Source organism: Pontibacter burrus (assembly GCF_010686685.1).
In the GTDB taxonomy this organism is placed as follows: domain Bacteria; phylum Bacteroidota; class Bacteroidia; order Cytophagales; family Hymenobacteraceae; genus Pontibacter; species Pontibacter burrus.
Map to the genome: position 1 here is coordinate 487,012 of NZ_JAAGWD010000001.1, position 18,517 is coordinate 505,528.

Annotated in this window: 12 protein-coding genes; 4 read left to right on the top strand and 8 right to left on the bottom strand. The window is 47.5% G+C overall.

Annotated elements, in window-relative coordinates; all coding sequences use genetic code 11:
- Window positions 1–448 precede the first annotated feature (448 nt).
- Entirely contained in the window at window positions 449–1,708 is a 1,260-nt protein-coding gene (locus tag GXP69_RS02255; protein ID WP_235925531.1) for a pyridoxal phosphate-dependent aminotransferase, read from the top strand.
- A 216-nt stretch (window positions 1,709–1,924) separates the two neighbouring features.
- Here GXP69_RS02255 and GXP69_RS02260 read toward each other — a convergent pair whose 3' ends face one another.
- The gene (locus tag GXP69_RS02260) at window positions 1,925–2,383 is read right to left on the bottom strand and encodes an Lrp/AsnC ligand binding domain-containing protein (protein ID WP_163911833.1); all 459 of its coding nucleotides are present in this window, start codon (window positions 2,381–2,383) and stop codon (window positions 1,925–1,927) included.
- A gap of 172 nt (window positions 2,384–2,555) precedes the next feature.
- Between GXP69_RS02260 and GXP69_RS02265 the strand changes: the two genes are divergently transcribed.
- Window positions 2,556–3,509, top strand: a complete 954-nt coding sequence (locus tag GXP69_RS02265) for an asparagine synthetase A (RefSeq protein ID WP_163911836.1) — start codon at window positions 2,556–2,558, stop codon at window positions 3,507–3,509.
- 160 nt (window positions 3,510–3,669) lie between these two features.
- Here the strand turns inward: GXP69_RS02265 and GXP69_RS02270 are convergent, their stop codons facing one another.
- The 3 genes from GXP69_RS02270 to ispF form a co-directional block, all read right to left on the bottom strand.
- On the bottom strand, window positions 3,670–5,040 hold the full coding sequence (locus GXP69_RS02270; RefSeq protein ID WP_163911839.1) for a LutB/LldF family L-lactate oxidation iron-sulfur protein: 1,371 nt from the start codon (window positions 5,038–5,040) through the stop codon (window positions 3,670–3,672).
- A gap of 224 nt (window positions 5,041–5,264) precedes the next feature.
- Window positions 5,265–6,917 carry a M28 family peptidase gene (locus GXP69_RS02275; RefSeq protein WP_163911842.1) on the bottom strand — a complete coding sequence of 551 codons (1,653 nt, stop codon included), beginning with the start codon at window positions 6,915–6,917 and terminating at the stop codon, window positions 5,265–5,267.
- 43 nt (window positions 6,918–6,960) lie between these two features.
- Window positions 6,961–7,446, bottom strand: a complete 486-nt coding sequence (ispF, locus tag GXP69_RS02280) for a 2-C-methyl-D-erythritol 2,4-cyclodiphosphate synthase (protein WP_163911845.1) — start codon at window positions 7,444–7,446, stop codon at window positions 6,961–6,963.
- An 854-nt stretch (window positions 7,447–8,300) separates the two neighbouring features.
- Between ispF and polA the strand changes: the two genes are divergently transcribed.
- Together polA and GXP69_RS18930 are read left to right on the top strand one after the other, a co-directional pair.
- Complete coding sequence (polA, locus tag GXP69_RS02285; RefSeq protein WP_163911848.1) at window positions 8,301–11,144, top strand: DNA polymerase I; 2,844 nt, start codon at window positions 8,301–8,303, stop codon at window positions 11,142–11,144.
- Between the two features lie 366 nt (window positions 11,145–11,510).
- A complete protein-coding gene (locus GXP69_RS18930) occupies window positions 11,511–11,687 on the top strand; it encodes a hypothetical protein (RefSeq protein WP_204281882.1) in 177 nt (58 codons plus the stop codon).
- A gap of 442 nt (window positions 11,688–12,129) precedes the next feature.
- Here GXP69_RS18930 and GXP69_RS02290 read toward each other — a convergent pair whose 3' ends face one another.
- The 4 genes from GXP69_RS02290 to lipA form a co-directional block, all read right to left on the bottom strand.
- Complete coding sequence (locus GXP69_RS02290) at window positions 12,130–13,500, bottom strand: deoxyguanosinetriphosphate triphosphohydrolase (RefSeq protein WP_163911851.1); 1,371 nt, start codon at window positions 13,498–13,500, stop codon at window positions 12,130–12,132.
- Between the two features lie 23 nt (window positions 13,501–13,523).
- Complete coding sequence (locus GXP69_RS02295) at window positions 13,524–14,462, bottom strand: DUF3667 domain-containing protein (RefSeq protein WP_163911855.1); 939 nt, start codon at window positions 14,460–14,462, stop codon at window positions 13,524–13,526.
- A 472-nt stretch (window positions 14,463–14,934) separates the two neighbouring features.
- Window positions 14,935–17,094 (bottom strand): T9SS type A sorting domain-containing protein, encoded by a 2,160-nt coding sequence (locus tag GXP69_RS02300; protein WP_163911858.1) that lies wholly within the window; start codon window positions 17,092–17,094, stop codon window positions 14,935–14,937.
- Window positions 17,095–17,510: 416 nt separating this feature from the next.
- The gene (gene lipA / locus GXP69_RS02305) at window positions 17,511–18,422 is read right to left on the bottom strand and encodes a lipoyl synthase (protein ID WP_235925532.1); all 912 of its coding nucleotides are present in this window, start codon (window positions 18,420–18,422) and stop codon (window positions 17,511–17,513) included.
- Window positions 18,423–18,517: the final 95 nt, after the last annotated feature.

Genomic DNA, 18,517 nt, shown 5'->3' on the forward strand with positions numbered 1-18,517 from the left:
AACTATAGATATGAAACGCCCGGAAAGTGTAAAAGCTTGTCCGGGCGTTTTTGTTTATCTCACCCCAGCCCTCTCCTAAAAACAGGAGAGGGCGCCTAGATATTATTCTATAGTTAGTGTTTTTACACTTTTGCTGTTTCGGACTTCTTTGTCCGAAACCAATCTGCTGCGGACTTCCTAGTCCGCGTTATTCTGGTTACTTCCTTTCTTCTGTCATCCTGAAAGGATCTTGGTTGTTGGGAGATTAGGCTACTACTATAACCCATCCCTCCCGAGAGGGGAATTTCGGCAACTTCTATAGTTTTAGCTATAGTTCTATAGTTACTGTTACACATACGCAAGTGAGCACGGGAACTATAAACTTTGCTGTTATTCGTGCTTTTTTACACATCGTGACTGCTATACTTTTCCAGAAATCGTAACTTGCAGTAACCAAACCCATCCTGACATGACCGTTTCAAAAATGGCTCAGAACCTGATCGGCTCCGAAATTATAAAGCTGGCCGGTGAGGTTAATTCCATGATTGCACGTGGAGAGCAAATCTGCAACCTGACCATCGGGGACTTCGATCCCAGCATCTATCCAATTCCGAAGGAACTGAAAGAAGGCATCACCAAAGCGTACAACGAAGGCCATACCAATTACCCGCCTGCCAATGGTGTAGCGGTGCTACGCAAAGCGGTAACGGCCTTTACCAAAGATAAACTGGGCTTATCCTACCCTGAGAATGATATTCTGGTAGCTGGTGGCTCACGCCCGCTGATTTATGCTACTTACCTGGCCCTGGTTGATCCGGGCGATAAAGTGGTATTCCCGACACCATCCTGGAACAACAACCATTACTGCCACTTGTCTGGCGCTACACCTGTAATGGTAGAGACCCGGGCTGAGAACAACTTTATGCCGACTGCCGCCGATGTGGCTCCGCACCTGAAAGGCGCAACGCTGCTGGCCTTGTGCTCGCCGCTAAACCCAACCGGCACCATGTTCGCTAAAAAAGACCTGCAGGAGATCTGTGACCTGGTAGTAGAAGAGAACAAAAACCGCAGCGCCGGCGAAAAGCCACTTTACATACTGTACGACCAGATTTACTGGATGCTGACCTTTGGCACAGAGCACCAGCACTTCGATCCGGTAAACCTGCGACCGGAGCTAAAAGACTATGTGATTTACATCGATGGTATTTCGAAGAGTTTTGCTGCCACCGGTGTGCGCGTTGGGTATGCTTATGGCCCGACTATAGTGATGGATAAAATGAAAGCCATACTTGGCCACGTAGGTGCCTGGGCTCCGAAAGCAGAACAAATGGCAACAGCCGCCTACCTGCAGCAGCCAGAACAGGTAAACACCTTCATGACCGGGCTGAAACAGAAAATACAAAGCAGCCTGGAAGTGCTATACAATGGCTTTAAAGACCTGCAGAAAGAAGGTTTTGCTGTTGATGCCATAGAGCCAATGGGTGCCATTTACCTGTCTGTGAAGATGGACCTGGCTGGTAAAACAACTCCGGCTGGCGAAGTGCTGCGCACTAGCAAAGACATTTCCTTCTATATACTTTCGGAAGCCAAGCTGGCGGTAGTGCCGTTCTCCGCGTTCGGTTCTGAGCCGGAGCTTAACTGGTTCCGCTTATCAGTTGGTGGCGCTTCGTTGGAGGACATTAAGGCCTCAATGAGCAGGTTACGTGCTGCGCTTGAAAAGCTGAAGTAAACTATGACTTTAGCCCTCGCTCGCGTCCCGCGAGTGTGAGCTATTAAGCGGACTCTGGCCGCGTCTAACTATAGTTTATACTTTAGATTATAGTTTAAAACTAGATGATAACGTGGCGGGACGCCACCTGATAGCTCACACTCGCAGGACGCGAGCGAGGGCATTGCCAACTATAACTATAAAAAGCCGCCTGAACTTATAGTGCAGGCGGCTTTTTTATTCAATCGTGATCTGGCGGCTAATGCTTTCTTCCAGCGAAATGAAGGTTTCGGTGCGCTGCACGCCCGGTAGTACCTGTATCTTCTCGTTCAGTACTTCGCGCAGGTGCTTGGTATCGCGGCAGATCATTTTTACAAACATACTATAGGAGCCTGTGGTATAGTGCAGCTCCACAATTTCCGGAACCAGTCGCATCTGCTCCACCGCTTCCCTGTACTCCGAGCCTTTCTCCAGAAACACCCCGATAAACGCACAGATGTCGTAGCCAAGCGCCATTGGGTCGATTTTCAGCTCCGCACCGGTAACCACTCCCATTTCTGTAAGCTTCCGCATCCGCACATGTATCGTTCCCCCCGATACGCCCAACGTTTTGGCAATTTCGGTGTAAGGTTGCTGCACGTCCTGCATCAGTGCTTTTAAAATCTCTTTATCCAGGTTATCAATTTGATAATTCATATAGTCGAAATTCGATTCGTTTTGCGGATATCGCAATTTATACGTGCTTGTATTAAAAATATAATAACGATGTAAATTTATTTTTATCAAGGTGCTAAAATTGCACAACCTGAATTGCTAAGCTATAGTATAGTGTCAGGTAAATATTTTATAATCAATTAAATAAATAATTATGCAAACAGAAGTTTTAGAAGAGCCAAAGGTGTTGCAGGAAGTACTGAGCCACCTGAGCCGGCCCGCACTGCCGGGAGTATTGCGCATACAGCAGGGCATTGTGCGCGCCACACACGATTTTATGTTTAAACGAGGACTGACGCAGCTCATGCCGCTCATGCTATCGCCGATTACCGACCCGCTTAACCATGGTGTGGTAGATGCCAGCATCCCGTACGCAGATAAGCGCTGGAGCCTGACCAAGTCCATGATCTTCCATAAACAGCTGGCTCTGATGCACCCTGACCTGGACAGCATCTACATTGTGTCGCCGAACGTGCGCTTGGAGTTCTCTGATCGTGCGCAGACAGGCCGCCACCTGTTCGAGTTTACGCAGATAGATTTTGAGTTTAAGAACAAAGACCGCTTTTATGTAATGGATTTTATGGAGGACCTGGTAAACTTTGTGTTTGCCCGTCTGAACGAAGAACTGCCCGAGCTGTTGCTGGAGATACGTGACGAACTGCTGCCGTTGTACGAGAAATGGCCTGTTTACCGCACTGAGAAACTGGAAGCCGCCCTTGGCCCGGATTACGAAATGATACAGTCGCAGCTACTGGATACGCCATACTGGCTGCTGAACCACAAGCGCGAGTTTTACGACAAAGAAGACCAGATGCGCCCGGGCACTTATTTTAACTATGACCTGGTATGGCCCGAAGGCTTTGGCGAAGGCTTGTCTGGCGCAGAGCGTGAGAACGAATACAAGCAGCTACTGAAGCGCATGACCGAGACCGGCGCCAACAAAGAGATATTTAAAGATTACCTGGAAGTGGCAAAACGTGGCGAGCTGCCAAGAACTGCTGGTGCCGGCTTCGGTGTAGAACGCATGACCCGCTTTATCTGCAGACTGCAGGATATTAATGATGTAACTGTGTTTCAGCGCCGCCCCGGCCATGCATCCATCTTTTAAACTATAGCTTATGAACGAAGCCGATAATGGAGACAATCCGGATAATGGATTAATGTGAAACGGCCTGCTATAGTTGCAGGCCGTTTTTGTTTATAGTTGAATAAGGATTGCCAATGAAGCAAAGTTGATACTTAACAATCAACAATTTAACAATCAGAAATTAACTTCTTTCCTTCCAAAGCTGGTTAAATGATTTTGGCGCTACTTTTAACGGTTCGCGGCGTTTGCTCCAGCTGCTTTTCTGCACGTATTTCAGTACATAGTTCTTGATGCCAGCTGGTGCCATGTTCATGAGCTTGCGACTCTTCATGGCTTTTAACCATAATTTCAGAGCGGTTCTTTCCTGACTTTCGGCCAGGTTCATATCCACGCTTTGCTTGCGGTTTAGCAGCAGCAGGTTATGTATGTTAATCTTTACAGGACATACCGATGTACAGGCGCCGCACAACGAACTGGCAAAGCTCAGGTGTTTGTTCTCGGCCATGCCATCGTAATGCGGAGTTAGCACAGAGCCGATAGGTCCGGAGTAGGTGCTCTCGTATGTATGGCCGCCAATGTTTTTATAAACCGGGCAAATGTTCAGGCAGGCGCCGCAACGGATGCAGTTCAGGGCTTCCCGTTTCTCAGGGTGTGCCATCAGGCTGGTGCGGCCGTTATCCAACAGTATCACATACATTTCATCCGGACCATCCTTTTCGTGTGGCTGGCGCGGACCTGTGAAAACCGTGTTATAAACTGTTACATTCTGTCCGGTGCCGCTGGTGCTTAATAGTGGCCAGAAAAGATCCAAGTCCATAATAGACGGCAGCATCTTCTCGATACCAACTATAGCAATGTGGGTTTTCGGGAAGGCAGTAGATAAGCGGGCATTTCCTTCGTTCTCGGTTACAGCTACGCCGCCTACATCAGCAAGCAGGAAGTTGCCGCCGGTTATGCCTACCTCTGCAGAAGTGTACTTCTCACGCAATAGCCTGCGGGCTACGCCTACCAGCTCCTGGGCATCGTCGGTGGGTGCTATGTTAAGCTTGCGTACAAACAGGTCGGCAATGTCTTTTTTAGACATGTGCATAGCCGGTGTTACGATGTGGTATGGTCGCTGCTCGGCCAGCTGTACAATGTACTCGCCAAGGTCGGTCTCCACCACTTCTATGCCGTTCTTCTCCAGGTAATCGTTCAGGTGCAGTTCCTCTGTCGTCATGGATTTAGACTTAACAACAGAGCGTGCACGCTTGCGCTTCATGATCTCGCCTATTTCTTTCAGTGCCTCCTGTGCATCGCGAGCCCAGATTACCTTACCGCCACGGGCAGTAAAGTTGGCTTCAAACTCCATCAGGTACTTGTCGAGGTCCTTAATGGTGTTGGTTTTGATATAGGACGCCCGTTCGCGGGCCAGTTCATGGTCGGAATATTGGGTGAGGCCACGCTGCACAGCGGCATTATACTTACCGATGTTGAATTTTATAGTAGCGCGGTGATTCGGGTCGAATGATTTTGTTTCCGCATCCAGCAGAAACTGCTTTAGTTTACTCATAACTATTTCGCCTACTGTCTTCTCTCCTGTATAGTTGCTTAAACTATAAAAAAGAAAACAGACCCAAAGTTAGAAAGTTAAAAAGTTAGAAGGTTAGAAAGTTTCAAGTTTTTGAAGTAGTGACTAAAGGAGTTATAGTTCATTGAATTATAACTATAGCTTACCTTACAGCCCTTCTCTAACTTTTTAACTTTCTAACCTTCTAACTTCTAAACTCTAAAGTCTTACTTTTTATTGCTATCTACTACAATGCGGTTATCGCGGTTTGCGAGCTCCCAAGTGGTGTAGAAGGCAAGGCGGGCTACTTTTTCAGCGCTGTCGAACAAAATTTTGTCTACTTCGTCTCCAGGTTTGTGGTAATCGGCGTGCACCCCGTTAAAGTAGAAAATGATCGGAATACCATGCTTGGCAAAGTTGTAGTGGTCTGAACGGTAGTAGAAACGGTTCGGATCGTTCTCGTCGTTGTACTTATAGTCCAGTTTCAGGTTCACGTACTTCTGGTTGGCCTCTTCGTTAATGGTGTGCAGCTCAGAAGAAAGTTTATCGGCACCAATTACATAAATATAGTTGCTGTCGTTCTGCTTCTCATAATCGAAGTCCATACGGCCGATCATGTCGATGTTAACGTTGGCTACAGTGTTCTCAAGCGGGAAAATCGGGTTGTTTGAGTAGTACTCAGAACCCAACAAGCCTTTTTCTTCGGCCGTAACTGTCATGAACAGGATGCTGCGGCGTGGGCCATAACCAGCTTTTTTGGCCTGTGCAAATGCCTCGGCCAGCTCAATAACAGCTACAGTACCAGAACCATCGTCGTTTGCACCGTTAAAGATCTTATCGTCGCCAGGAGCATCTTCTTCCATACCCACGTGGTCGTAGTGCGCTGTTACAACTATAACTTCGTCTTTTTTGTCAGACCCTTCAATAAAGCCCAATACGTTTTCGGTTGGTACCAGTGTAGTAACGCGTGCTGTCAGCACTTTTACATCTTTGGCAGGTGTGAAAGTGGCTGCAACCGGCTTGCCTGCTTTAGCTACCTCGTTGCCATAAGCAATCAGTTTTTCAGGCGTAGTGCTTAGCAAGGCTGCTCCTGCTGCCGGCGACACAAACATTGATGCCGCGCTTTCCTGGGTGCGTGTGTTTTTCAGGCCTAAAGAAGGGCGGCTTGCAAAAGACTTGTAACGCTGTGTCTGGGTGTTAAACTCAGCGGCATTAGTGCCTGTAACTATAAGTACGCTCTTGGCGCCACGCTTGGTAGCGGCATTGCGTTTAGCGCGGTAGTCGTTGCCCCAGTCAGATGCTTTGGTTGTGCCGCTGATCAGGAAGTTGCCTTTGCTGTCTTTCGGTTCGCCGGCCAGTACAACTACCATTTTACCAGTTACATCAACGTTGGCATAGTCAGAGTACTTGGCGTCATCAATACCATAACCTGCAAACACAATTTCTGTGGCTTGTTCGGTTTGGTATGGAGAGCTTCCCAGTACAAAGAAATCCTGCAACATCTGGAATTTTTTGCCTCCTACCAGGATGTGGCCTTCGCCCCACTGGCTTCTTTCAAGATCAAAAGCCTGGTAATACGGGTTGCTGCTGTTCTTCACCGGCCCGATCAGGCCATCTTCTCTGAACTCGCGGGCAATGTACTCGGCAGCCATTTTTTGACCTTTCTCGCCGGTGTTACGGCCTTCGTACTCATCCGAAGCGATGATGTGCAGGTGTTTAGACAGGTCGGCAGCCGTGATGGTATTGCCATAAGTTGTAGCCACAGCGCGAAGCTTCTCGGCGTCAGTTACAGGAGCCTTAGAGGTTGTGTTGCTGGTAGAAGCGCAGCCTGAAGCAAGCAGCGCAGCCAACACAAAACCATAGGTGTGGAGGTGTTTCATGTTAATTGTAAGGTGAAGTTATAGTTTAGTAGGTTTTGGTTTGTTACTGTTTGATAATTAAGACACTGGCAAAGGCAGCTACGCCTTCTTTTTTACCTACAAAGCCAAGTTGCTCTGTAGTAGTGGCCTTAATAGAGATATCGCTTTCCGGTATGCCCATTACGTTGGCCAGGCATGCCTTCATTTCCGGAATGTGCGGGTTGAGTTTAGGTTCCTGCAGGCAAACCGTGGAGTCAATGTTTCCGATCTCGTAGCCCTCCCGCGAAAGCAGGTGCACTACTTCTTTCAATAAAATCTTACTGTCGATTCCCTTGTACTTCGGGTCTTTGTCGGAAAAATGGTAACCGATATCGCGCAAGTTGGCGGCACCCAGCAGGGCATCGCAGATAACGTGAACTAATACGTCGGCATCGGAATGGCCTAGTGCGCCATGCGTATGCGGAATCTTAATACCGCCCAGCCAGAAATCGAGCCCTTCCTGTAGTTGGTGCACGTCATAGCCAAAGCCGGTTCTGATCTTTAATTTCATAGGTATAGGTAAATGCTTATAGTTAAGCAGAATGTCGTAAAGGTAAATCTAACGGAAAAATACGATTAATGTGGTAGTGTCTATATAGTTTCTTTGACGTGCATGCGGTGCTAAGGTTTAATGCGGTTATAGTAAGTAGCTATTACCTCACCTCAGCACTCTACTAAAAACAGGTGAAGGAGCTCATCTATAGTTCTATAGTTGGCGATAGTCATCCCCCTACCCCCTTCAAAGAGGGACTTCTCGGCTGTTGCTATAGTTGAAGCTAGAGTACAATTGTTAGCATTTAACCCACCCCTACCCCTCCCGAGTGGGGAATTCTGCATTTACATTTCAACAGTTATAGTTCTATAGTTGCAGTCCACGAACAGGCAGGCGCAGCCTGCCTCACGGAACTACTACCACGGAAGGCCATAAAACTATAGCTCATCCAACTATAGAAACTATAGCTATCGAAGGATTTCAGTCTTTGGGTTGAGCGCCTTGTAGATTTCTGTTGCCGCAGGCATTGTGAGGGACGAGCAAAAGAAATGTACACCGCGCGATGCCCGAAGACGGGGCCCCGCGGCCGTGAGCGCTCCAAAGCAACTATGACAACTATAGGTTAGTGAAGCTCCCAGGATAAACAGCAACTATGAAAGAAACTGCTTGTGTCCGGCTGTAACTATAGTTCGCTAGAGGATAAAGTCTGCGATAGATTTCTCACTGTGTTCGAAATGACAGTGATGAAACTATAGGACATATAAGATGTCTCGGTTATTGCTCGACATGACAAAAGAGAAACTATAGAACTATAACCTAACCTCCCACCGTACCTACTTGCAGATATTAACCCCACGCGCTACCTTTATACTATGAGCGAACCTAGAAAAAAACTATTCCTGCTTGATGCCATGGCCCTGATTTACCGGGCGCACTTTGCGTTCAGCAAGAACCCCCGCATAAACTCAAAAGGCATGAACACAGGCGCAGCGCTCGGCTTTACCAACACGCTGGTAGAAGTGCTGCAAAAAGAGAAACCAACCCATATTGGTGTCGCTTTCGATTCTGCTGCCAAGACCTTCCGCCACGAGAATTTTGCCGAGTATAAAGCAAACCGCCAGGCTATGCCCGAAGATATTTCGGTGGCGATACCTTACTGCAAAAAGATTGTAGAAGCTTTTAACATACCTGTGCTCATCCTGGACGGCTACGAAGCCGACGACATTATCGGTACCATGGCCCGCAAAGCCGAAAAAGCCGGTTTTGATGTGTATATGATGACGCCCGACAAAGATTACTGCCAGTTGGTGACAGACCATATCTTCCTCTACAAACCTGCTTTTTTAGGAAATGCCGTAGAAGTATGGGACGTGCAGAAAGTACTGGAGAAGTGGGAAATTGAGCGCGTAGACCAGGTAATTGATATACTTGGGCTGCAGGGTGATGCCGTTGATAATATTCCGGGCATACCGGGCATCGGCGAAAAAACGGCCAAAGCGCTAATCCAGCGTTTTGGCACTGTAGAGAACCTGATAGCCAACTCGCACGAGCTGAAAGGTAAGCAGAAAGAGAACGTAGAAAACTTTGCTGACCAGGGCCTAATGTCCAAGGAACTGGCCACGATACATTGCGACGTGCCGCTGGACTTTAGCGAAGATGGCCTGCAATGTGAAGCTCCGAACGAAGAACAACTCATCAACCTGTTCAACGAGCTGGAATTCCGCCAGCTGGCACAGCGTGTATTAGGACAACCGCTGGCTACGGCTACCACCAGTGCAGCTGCCAAACCAGCCCGCCGCTCTAAAACAGCCGATTCGGGCCAGACATCTCTTTTTGGAGCTGTAGATACACCGGCCATTGAGGAAGCTATAGTTGAGGCTGCGCCGGTTACGATGCGCAGCTTTCAGAATTCGCTCATTGATTATCACCTCATCAACATACCGGAACTACACCAAAGCCTGGTAAATTATCTGCAACAACAGGACGAGATCTCATTTGACACCGAAACGACCGGTATTGACCCGATTACGGCAAAACTGGTGGGCATGTCGTTCAGCTACCGCCCCGGCGAAGCATATTATATCCCTGTGCCGCCAAACGACCGGGAAGAAACACTGCGCATAGTTAACCTTTACAAAAACGTCCTCGAAAATCCGGCTATTCAGAAGATAGGCCAGAACATCAAATACGACATTATCGTGCTCAAGAACTATGGGGTTGAGGTGCAAGGTCCATTGTTTGATACCATGCTGGCGCACTACCTGCTCGAGCCCGAAATGCGCCACAACATGGATGTGCTATCGGAAACGTACCTGAATTATACGCCAATTCCGATAACCGACCTGATCGGGCCGAAAGGGAAAAACCAGAAGAACATGTCTGACCTTTCGCCGGAAGAAGTGAAAGATTATGCCTCGGAGGATGCTGATATTACCCTGCGCCTGAAACTATACTTTGAACCGCTGCTGCAGGAACGGGGCTTAATGAAACTGTTCCGCGATGTGGAAACGCCACTGGTGCCAGTACTTGCCGATGTGGAGCGCGAAGGGATAACAATAGATTCTGATGCGCTGGCTGATATTTCGACACAGTTAGAAAGTGAGATCATAAAAATAGAACGCCGTATTTTTGAGATAGCAGGCGAACAGTTCAATATCGGGTCGCCTAAACAGCTGGGCGAAATCCTGTTCGATAAACTGGAATTACACGGTAAGAGCAAGATAAAAAAGACCAAAACCGGGCAGCATGCTACCGGCGAAGAGATCTTATCTAAACTGGCCGGCGAGCACGAGATCGTAAGATTGATCCTGGACCACCGCCAGCTTACCAAATTAAAATCGACTTATGTGGATGCGCTTCCGCAACTGGTTTGCGAACTGGATGGCCGGGTGCATACCTCGTTTAACCAGGCTGTAACTGCTACCGGCCGCCTTAGCTCTACCAACCCGAACCTGCAGAACATACCGGTCCGTACAGAGCGTGGCCGCGAGATTCGCAAAGCCTTTGTGCCGCGAGATAACAAGCACCTACTCATCTCCGCCGACTATTCGCAGATCGAGCTCCGCATTATGGCTGATTTCAGTGGCGACCCAACCATGAAGGAGGCCTTTAAAAACGGACTTGATATTCACGCATCAACAGCCAGCAAAGTGTTTCATGTACCGCTCGACCAGGTTGACAGCGAGATGCGACGCAGGGCCAAAACCATTAACTTCGGTATCATTTACGGCATTTCAGCATTTGGCTTGGCAGAACGTTTAAGCATTCCACGTCGCGAAGCCGCCGACATTATTGAGGCCTATTTCCAGGAGTTTCCGGCTGTGAAGCACTACATGGATGAAGCCATCAATAAAGCCCGTGAAGACGAATACGTGGAAACCCTGCTGGGCCGCCGCCGCTACCTCCGCGACATCAACTCACGCAACCAGAACATCCGCGGGTTTGCCGAGCGTAACGCCATCAACGCACCAATACAGGGCACCGCTGCTGATATCATCAAAATTGCGATGATCAACATACACGAGTACCTGAAGCAAGAAAAGCTGAAAACCCGCATGATTCTGCAGGTACACGACGAATTGCTGTTTGATACTCCAAAAGAAGAAGTAGAAATTGTAACACCTAAAATCGTGGAGCTTATGACAAATGCCCTGCCACTAAGTGTACCGATGGAGGTTGGTTTAGGAGTAGGTGATAACTGGCTCGAAGCACATTAAGATTTACTGAAACTATAGTTTGAAGCGGTGACTGAGAGATTAATCTTCAGTCACCGCTTTTTTTCATCTTAAGCGGAGCCAAGGGCTCTGATATGTTCAATAGTTGACGTTTGCTGGCATGGGCCGCTCGTGTTTAGCTATGGGGCTGGGTCTTCTGACTTAACTGGTGTGTAAGGACAGGTATGCCAATAGCTTTGGCTATAGTTCATTTTATCTGTCATTTCGAACAGAGTGAGAAATCTATCGCAGTCTATAGTTGAGATTACTGTTCTATAGCTAACTATAGTTGAAATTCGACACAAGCAGTTCGTGCTATAGTTACCTTTTATCCTGGGAGCTTTACTGACCTATCGTTTCAATCTAGCTTTGGTGCGCTCATGGCCGCGAGGCCTCGTCTTCGGGCATCGCGCTGCTGCCTTCTTGCTATCCTCGCTGCGCTCGGATTGGCTGCGCCACCGCAACAAGTCAAAGGCGCTCAACCCAAAGACTGATAACACTTCGATAGCTACCACTATAGTTATTTCAATAGCTATAGTGCTGTAGCCTTTTCATGGTTGTAGTTCCTTGGGGCAGGCTGCGCCTGCCTGCTCATGTACTAGAACTATAAAACTATAGTTGAAACTATAGCTATAGCCGGAATTCCCCTCTTGGGAGGGGTAGGGGTGGGTTAATTACCAACTATAGAACTATAACTGTACCAATAGCAATGGAAAAAATCTTCTTCTCCTGTTGTAAGGGTAGGGGGCCTCGATAAAAGGAGAGGACTGGGGTGAGGTAATATAGCTCCCCTCCTTAGTTAAGGAGAGGCAGGGGTGTTTGACCAACGCTAACTATGAAACCATCGCTAACGTATCTGCAATTGACTGTCCTTTCAGGTTAGTTGAGTTGCAGGTAAGCCTATAGTTAGACACGGGTTACAAACGTGCGCCAACGAAATGTTGTGGCAACAACTACAGAACCAAGCTATTTTACCCGTAATTCCTGCCTAATACATCCTAGGCAATTCAATCCCTTTTATCTTGCGGTACAGGTTTATAGCAGCCTGGTCTGTCAGGCTGGTGACGAAGTCTGTGATGTGGATGATGCGTTCGTAATCGGATACTTGTTCTGGTAGTTCGATGTAGTGCGCAGGAATCAGGTCAGCGAGTTTGCGGTGGCGCTTCGACTCAGGCAGGAAAACTGCTTTCATACAAGCATCTAGCAGGCCGCTTAATACCTCAAAACCAGCCGCTTCAATTTCCAGCACCGGGAGGTTTCGGTAGATCTTCTCTATCGAAAGCATTTTGATTTCATCCAGCACTGGTTTGCAGTCCAACAGGTTAATGAGTGGTGTATCGAACGTGCCGGCTAAAATCTCCTGTTCGTGCTCCAGGAAAACGGCCGCACATTCGTCTATCAGCTTGCCGATGATACGGGCACGCAGGTAGCCGATCTCTTCGCGCCAGTCATAAAATTTTATAGTGGATACACGGTTTGGATCATCGTTAAGGATCTGTTTTAACAAGCCTATTCCTTTCTCCTGATCAACTAAACCCAGTTTCAGGCCATCTTCAAAATCGATGATGCGGTAACATATATCGTCGGCGGCTTCTACTAAAAAGGCAAGCGGATGGCGGTGATAAAACACAGTACCGTCGGCGCTTTTCTTTAGCAGCCCCAGCTCCTGCGCTATCGTATTAAACCATGCTTTCTCGGTCTGAAAGAACCCGTACTTTTTCTCGCTGGTGTTTTTTGTTTTAGGAATTACCGGCAGCGACTCTTTCGGGTATTTGGTAAAAGTTGCCAGCGTAGTATAGGTTAAGCTCAAGCCACCCGACAAGTTACAGTGCGCCGGGTAGGTATAGGTCAGTACTCTGAAACCGGCTGCGTTACCCTCAAAACTTTGCAGGTCTTTGCGCTGCGCTTCTGTCAGTTGCCGCATAAAAGGCTGCGCTGCTTCGCTTTCAAAATAAGAGGAGATAGCATCTTCGCCAGAGTGGCCGAAAGGTGGGTTGCCAATATCATGCGCCAGGCAGGCGGCGGCAACTATGTCCCCGAAGTCTGCTTCCTGTATGTGCTTTTCCTGTGTTAATTGCGGGTTTCGTTCCAGTATGCTTTTGCCAACTATACGCCCCAAGCTACGGCCAACTACCGAGGCTTCTAAACTATGGGTAAGGCGGGTATGCACAAAATCGCTTTCGGGCATAGGCATTACCTGGGTTTTGTTCTGCAGCCTTCTAAACGAAGATGAAAACACAATACGGTCGTAATCCCGCTGAAATTCGCCCCGCACCGACTCATCAGAACTATATTTTTTATCAGCACTCTCGAAGCGTTTTTTAGAGATCAGCTTCTCCCAGGTAGTAGTCTGTAACATATGCAAAACGGAAGATTATAGAATTAAGCCAGCACTGCACTCACCACTACATTCCCTAAAAAGAATATCAGCAAACAGATCAGGTATAGCAGCATAATAGGCAGGAGCTTAAACAGCGTCTTAAGATAAGAACTTTTATACACCCGCAGCATAGCTAGATACAAATACACCATCATCAGCAAGAAGGCCCACTTCAGCAATGCAGCTTCTGGTAGCACGAAGTTAATTAACATTACAAGTATGAGTACTAAGAACCAGAATGAGTGCAGGTGTATAGAGAACATTAAGTGCTCTACATAATTGCGGCGCTGTTTTAAATAAAAGAGGTATAGCAGATAACCAAAAAGCGGCATCAGCAGGAACATCATAAAAGATGTGTTTTTCAGCAGTTTGGCACGCGATGCTTCTCCACCCCCAAGGAATTGCTTTGCTTTTGTTTCCATAAAGGCGCCCGTTTCATCATTACCGAAATTTAGCTCAGCTGAATAGGCCGTACTGTCCCGGTCCCGTGCAACAGAATCTATAGTTGCTTCTGTTTTAATGAAGCCCGGTGCAATTTTCTCAACCTCCTGAAAGCCTTCTTTCACCCTCTGCCTTTCTTCGGCTGGGAGCTTATTTATTTCAGGTGCTCTTACGTTAAAGATGCTATGGTTGAGGGCAAGCAGAAAAAAGAAAACGATGCTGATAAACACATACAACCGAAATGGCGGAACATAAGACGCACGTTGCCCGACATTGAATTTTTCGGTCAGGAGTCCTGGCTTCAGTATCAGGAGTTTAAGGGTTCGCCAGATTTTGGTGTCGAAGTGGATGGTGCCCTCAAAAAACTCAGCGATGAGATGTTTTACAGGCACATTCAGGTCGTGGTTTTCCTGTCCGCAATTAGGGCAGTAGTTGTTTACATCTTCAAACGAATAGCCACAGTTGGGGCATTGCGTAAACTTTCGTCTCTTTTTAGCCATGAACAGCGAAGTTATGCACCTGGTAATAAGTTTACAAGTGGGAAGTCTGCTTTCATAAAATGAAGAAAACTGCTCTTTTTAAGAGCTAAATGTTACGCAAACACCAAAAAGGGCTGCTTTTTTTACAAGCTAACCTTTTTAACCTCATTTTAAGGCCATTTCGAGGCTTTCTTAATACAAAATACTGGTGTTACCAATGTGCTTCAGTTTCCCTTGCATACCCTAAATTATACTCTTTAATTTGCTTCTGTATTACGATCCTTTTCCAGGCTATAAACCAAACGTGCAACTCTAGATCTACTTTTCAGACAGAGCACAGGCCATTGTACTTAGAGGTTTACAGAACATAAAGTAAAGTATGGAGTTTGTGTTAGCAGGCGCATTTTGCAGAGCAGGATGCGCCTGTTTTGTTTTGGGGCTGCAACTATAACGAGCCGGAACTATAGTTACCACTTTGTTATAGTTGCAGGAACTATAGCTTTACAATTCTGGTAGATCCGCTGTTAGTTTCTGTAACCCAACGCAGGATATAAATACCCGGCGATACTCCGGAAAGGTCCATTTCCAGCGGCAGGTTAATATCCGTAAACACGACTTCTACGCTACGTACAGTCTTTCCACTTGTATCATATAAGTAGAGCTGGGCCGGTATGTTCCGGTCTACCAGGAAGGATATAGAGATCTTGTTATCGGAGCGAACTGGGTTAGGGAACACTTCAAAAACGTACAGGAAGCCCGGGTCGGTAACACGCACCTTCGCAGAGAAGCTTTCTGTATTATCCGCATAAATAACCCGCAACCTGTAAAAGCCAGTGCGCGGAAGCGGGTCAGTATCTGTAAAAGTGTTGGTAGCAGAAGCCGCTACCGTCCCTATTTCTGTAAAGTTAATGCCATCGGCACTGCGCTCTACTATATAGCGAACTATATTGTTTTCAGCATTCGTCGTCCACTGCAGGTCAACATCACCAGAGCTGTTATAAGCTGCCTGGAAAGCAAGAATTTCCGGAGCCAGGTTGCACTCGCTGCCTTCGCTTGGCCTGATAAGAGGTTGCTGGCAGATGTTTGGTTGCAGACTGCGCTCCATTACAAAGTTACCGCCGGCTATATCGGCTTCGCTTAGCGCCCGGAAAAACCTTCTGAACTCAAGCGCATAGTGCATGACGGCAACATTAGGCAAAATTACATGGCTTAGCTGATGCGCGTGGCCAAGTTCGTGCAGCATCACCGTCTCAAAGTCGAACTGGCTGCCGGTTGGTTCGCCTGGCCCGAATTGCCACCTGATGTCGCTGTTAATTTCCATATCGAATTCTGACAACCACCAGCTTATTTCGCCTGTAGCCAGCAGCCTGCAGCCACGGTAGCGGCTAAGGGTACGAGCCAGCACGTTTTTACCTACTTTAGATTCGGGAGCAAACAGGATGGTAACTTCGTCGTCGGCTGCAGTAGAAGTTTTAGTAGTGGGCGCCCCTATTTTCCAGTTAACACCGGTTGCACATACCCAGCTATTCATCGCTCTTTTAAAGCCTTCCTGCGCATCAACGCGGCTTTGCATACTGGGCGCAAAATGAATGCTATAGCCTCCTTGCCTGTCTACATTAATTAGGGTAGGCTGGTACGACTTAAATACACCCGGAATATTATCATTCGGGTTTTGGTCTTCTTCTTCGTAAAGGTTTGTATATGAGTAAGGGATGGTAATTTTTGCTACTGATGTGGTAGTTGTTCCATCATTAGCTGTTACCCTGATCTCGCCGGTGCCGGCAGTGCCTCCATCTACTCCTGTGGATGGAACGTATAGCCGAATCTGGGTATTGGACCAGGAAAGGTAGCCATCCTCAGGTGCTTCGGTAAAGCTGGTGCCTCCGTCATCGGCATCCCTGAAAAATACGGCTCCTTTGCCGCGGGTTGTGCCAAAGCCGCTACCGGTTATAGTTAGTACGGTTTTGGTGCCACCACTTGCAGTGGTTGGGGAAAACGCAGCAATTACCGGTGCATTGGGGCTATTCAGCACATTGGCCTGTCTGGTCTCCAGCTGCAACAGTTCCTTGTTTTCTGATACGATCTTATAGTTGGTGCCTGTTCTGTTGGTAACGGCTTTGTAAACCTGGTTTATAGTGGCATAGTCTTCAAAAACGCCTTCGGCTGCTCCTGTTCTGAGGTTGTATTTGATAAAGCCTTGCTCGCTGCCATAGGGTAATGTGCTTAACCTTACATTCTGCGGCATACCTTGTCTTGCGCTTTGCCGGTTCAGGAAGAACACTCCCTGCTCGCCTTTCTGTAGCTTCAGGGCAACTGAGTAAACATGCTTCTCCAGACCTACGGTACCACCTTCGGTTATTATTTCCAGCTGCTCTTCCTTCAGGTTACCTTTAAACACCTTGTATATCCTTATAATATTGGATGTGTAGATGTTTTCATGCTGTGCATCCCAGAACGATTTTTTAGAGATAACCTCACCCTCCACTACCACATCAGCAGCCTTCAGGCGTTCCTCCAGCGAAAGCGGGATCATGTGTGCCCGTGAGTCGGCAAGTACCTGCTGCACCAGCAGCCATTGCATAAGCAGCAATAACCATAACCTGCAACGCAAAAGGGCGGCAAAAGTAACGTTTTTGTAGTAGCGTAACTTCATAGAACTTGTTATGAGTGATGGAACAGGTGCAGCTATAGCGTGGGCGCAGCAGCATCAGTGCTTTTACGCAGAAATCAGCTACAGAGTATACAGCAATACGCTATAGTTACTTAACCAATTTGTACTATACCCTTGCTGCTCAACAGCTTTACAGGTGAAGTTACTTAATATTTGTAAAATAGTATATAGCAGGGAATTTATTCACCACTTTGGATATAAGCTTGCAACAAAAAGAAATACAGCTGGTTGCAGGTAAAATAGTTCCGGAGCCAAAGCTATAGTTAAGTACACAAGCAGTGCAGCTATAGTTGGTTTTGAGTAATCTATAGTTTGTTCTTTCCTTCGATCAAGGTGCTAAAACAAAAAGCCCTGCAGTTTAGCACTGCAGGGCTTTGTAATTTATAGTTATGCTACCATTAAACGTTGACGTGGCGCTCAGCGTGGTAAGAAGAACGTACCAGCGGGCCCGACTCTACATACTTAATTCCCCGGCGCAAGCCCTCTTCGCGGTAATGTTCAAAAAGATCCGGATGAATGAACTCAGCAACCTCGATGTGCAGTTTAGTTGGCTGCAGGTACTGGCCCAGCGTTAATATATCGCAACCGTTTGCAGCAAGGTCGTCCATAGCCTGGTATACCTGCTCGCGTGTTTCGCCTAAGCCCAGCATAATACCGGTTTTAGTACGCTTGCCATACTCTTTGGTGCGGCGTATCTGCTCCAGGCTTCGATCGTATTTGGCCTGCGGGCGTACCTGGCGATAAAGCTCCTTCACCGTTTCCATGTTATGCGATACAACTTCCTGGCCAGCCGAGATCATAGTTATCAGCGCATCCCAGGTGCCTTTCACATCCGGAATCAGGGTTTCTATAGTTGTAGCAGGAGAAAGTAGTTTTACCTGTTTTACCGTTTCATGCCAGATGGCAGCACCACGGTCTTTCAGCTCGTCGCGGTTAACCGATGTAATAACGGCATGTTTCACGCCCATCAGCTGAATGGCTTCTGCTACACGTCGTGGCTCATCTTCATCATACTCGTTCGGACGGCCAGTAGCCACAGCGCAGAAAGAGCAGCTGCGGGTACAAACGTTCCCCAGAATCATGAAGGTGGCTGTACCTGCTCCCCAGCACTCACCCATGTTAGGGCAGTTGCCGCTTTCGCAGATGGTATGCAGTTTATATTCGTCTACTATGTTACGTACTTTGGCGTATTCCTGGCCCACAGGCAACTTTACGCGCAGCCAGTTCGGCTTGCGGATCTTGCCATTTTCACTCAGTTCGGCCGGAGTGGTGTTAGGCTGTATTACCGGAAGTGATATTAATTCATCCATGCTGCAAAGATAGGAAGTAATGTGTTAAGACACATTAGCATAAGACCTAAGTTTTATGCCGTGCCTTTATGCAACAGCGCCAGCACAGGTTTTGT

Bases quoted from the DNA above. Each gene is read 5' to 3' on its own strand.
- GXP69_RS02265 (WP_163911836.1), top strand. From the start codon at position 2,556: ATGCAAACAGAAGTTTTAGAAGAGCCAAAGGTGTTGCAGGAAGTACTG.
- lipA (WP_235925532.1), bottom strand. From the start codon at position 18,422: ATGGATGAATTAATATCACTTCCGGTAATACAGCCTAACACCACTCCG.
- ispF (WP_163911845.1), bottom strand. From the start codon at position 7,446: ATGAAATTAAAGATCAGAACCGGCTTTGGCTATGACGTGCACCAACTA.
- GXP69_RS02255 (WP_235925531.1), top strand. From the start codon at position 449: ATGACCGTTTCAAAAATGGCTCAGAACCTGATCGGCTCCGAAATTATA.
- GXP69_RS02275 (WP_163911842.1), bottom strand. From the start codon at position 6,917: ATGAAACACCTCCACACCTATGGTTTTGTGTTGGCTGCGCTGCTTGCT.
- GXP69_RS02295 (WP_163911855.1), bottom strand. From the start codon at position 14,462: ATGGCTAAAAAGAGACGAAAGTTTACGCAATGCCCCAACTGTGGCTAT.
- GXP69_RS02290 (WP_163911851.1), bottom strand. From the start codon at position 13,500: ATGTTACAGACTACTACCTGGGAGAAGCTGATCTCTAAAAAACGCTTC.
- GXP69_RS02260 (WP_163911833.1), bottom strand. From the start codon at position 2,383: ATGAATTATCAAATTGATAACCTGGATAAAGAGATTTTAAAAGCACTG.
- GXP69_RS02300 (WP_163911858.1), bottom strand. From the start codon at position 17,094: ATGAAGTTACGCTACTACAAAAACGTTACTTTTGCCGCCCTTTTGCGT.
- polA (WP_163911848.1), top strand. From the start codon at position 8,301: ATGAGCGAACCTAGAAAAAAACTATTCCTGCTTGATGCCATGGCCCTG.
- GXP69_RS02270 (WP_163911839.1), bottom strand. From the start codon at position 5,040: ATGAGTAAACTAAAGCAGTTTCTGCTGGATGCGGAAACAAAATCATTC.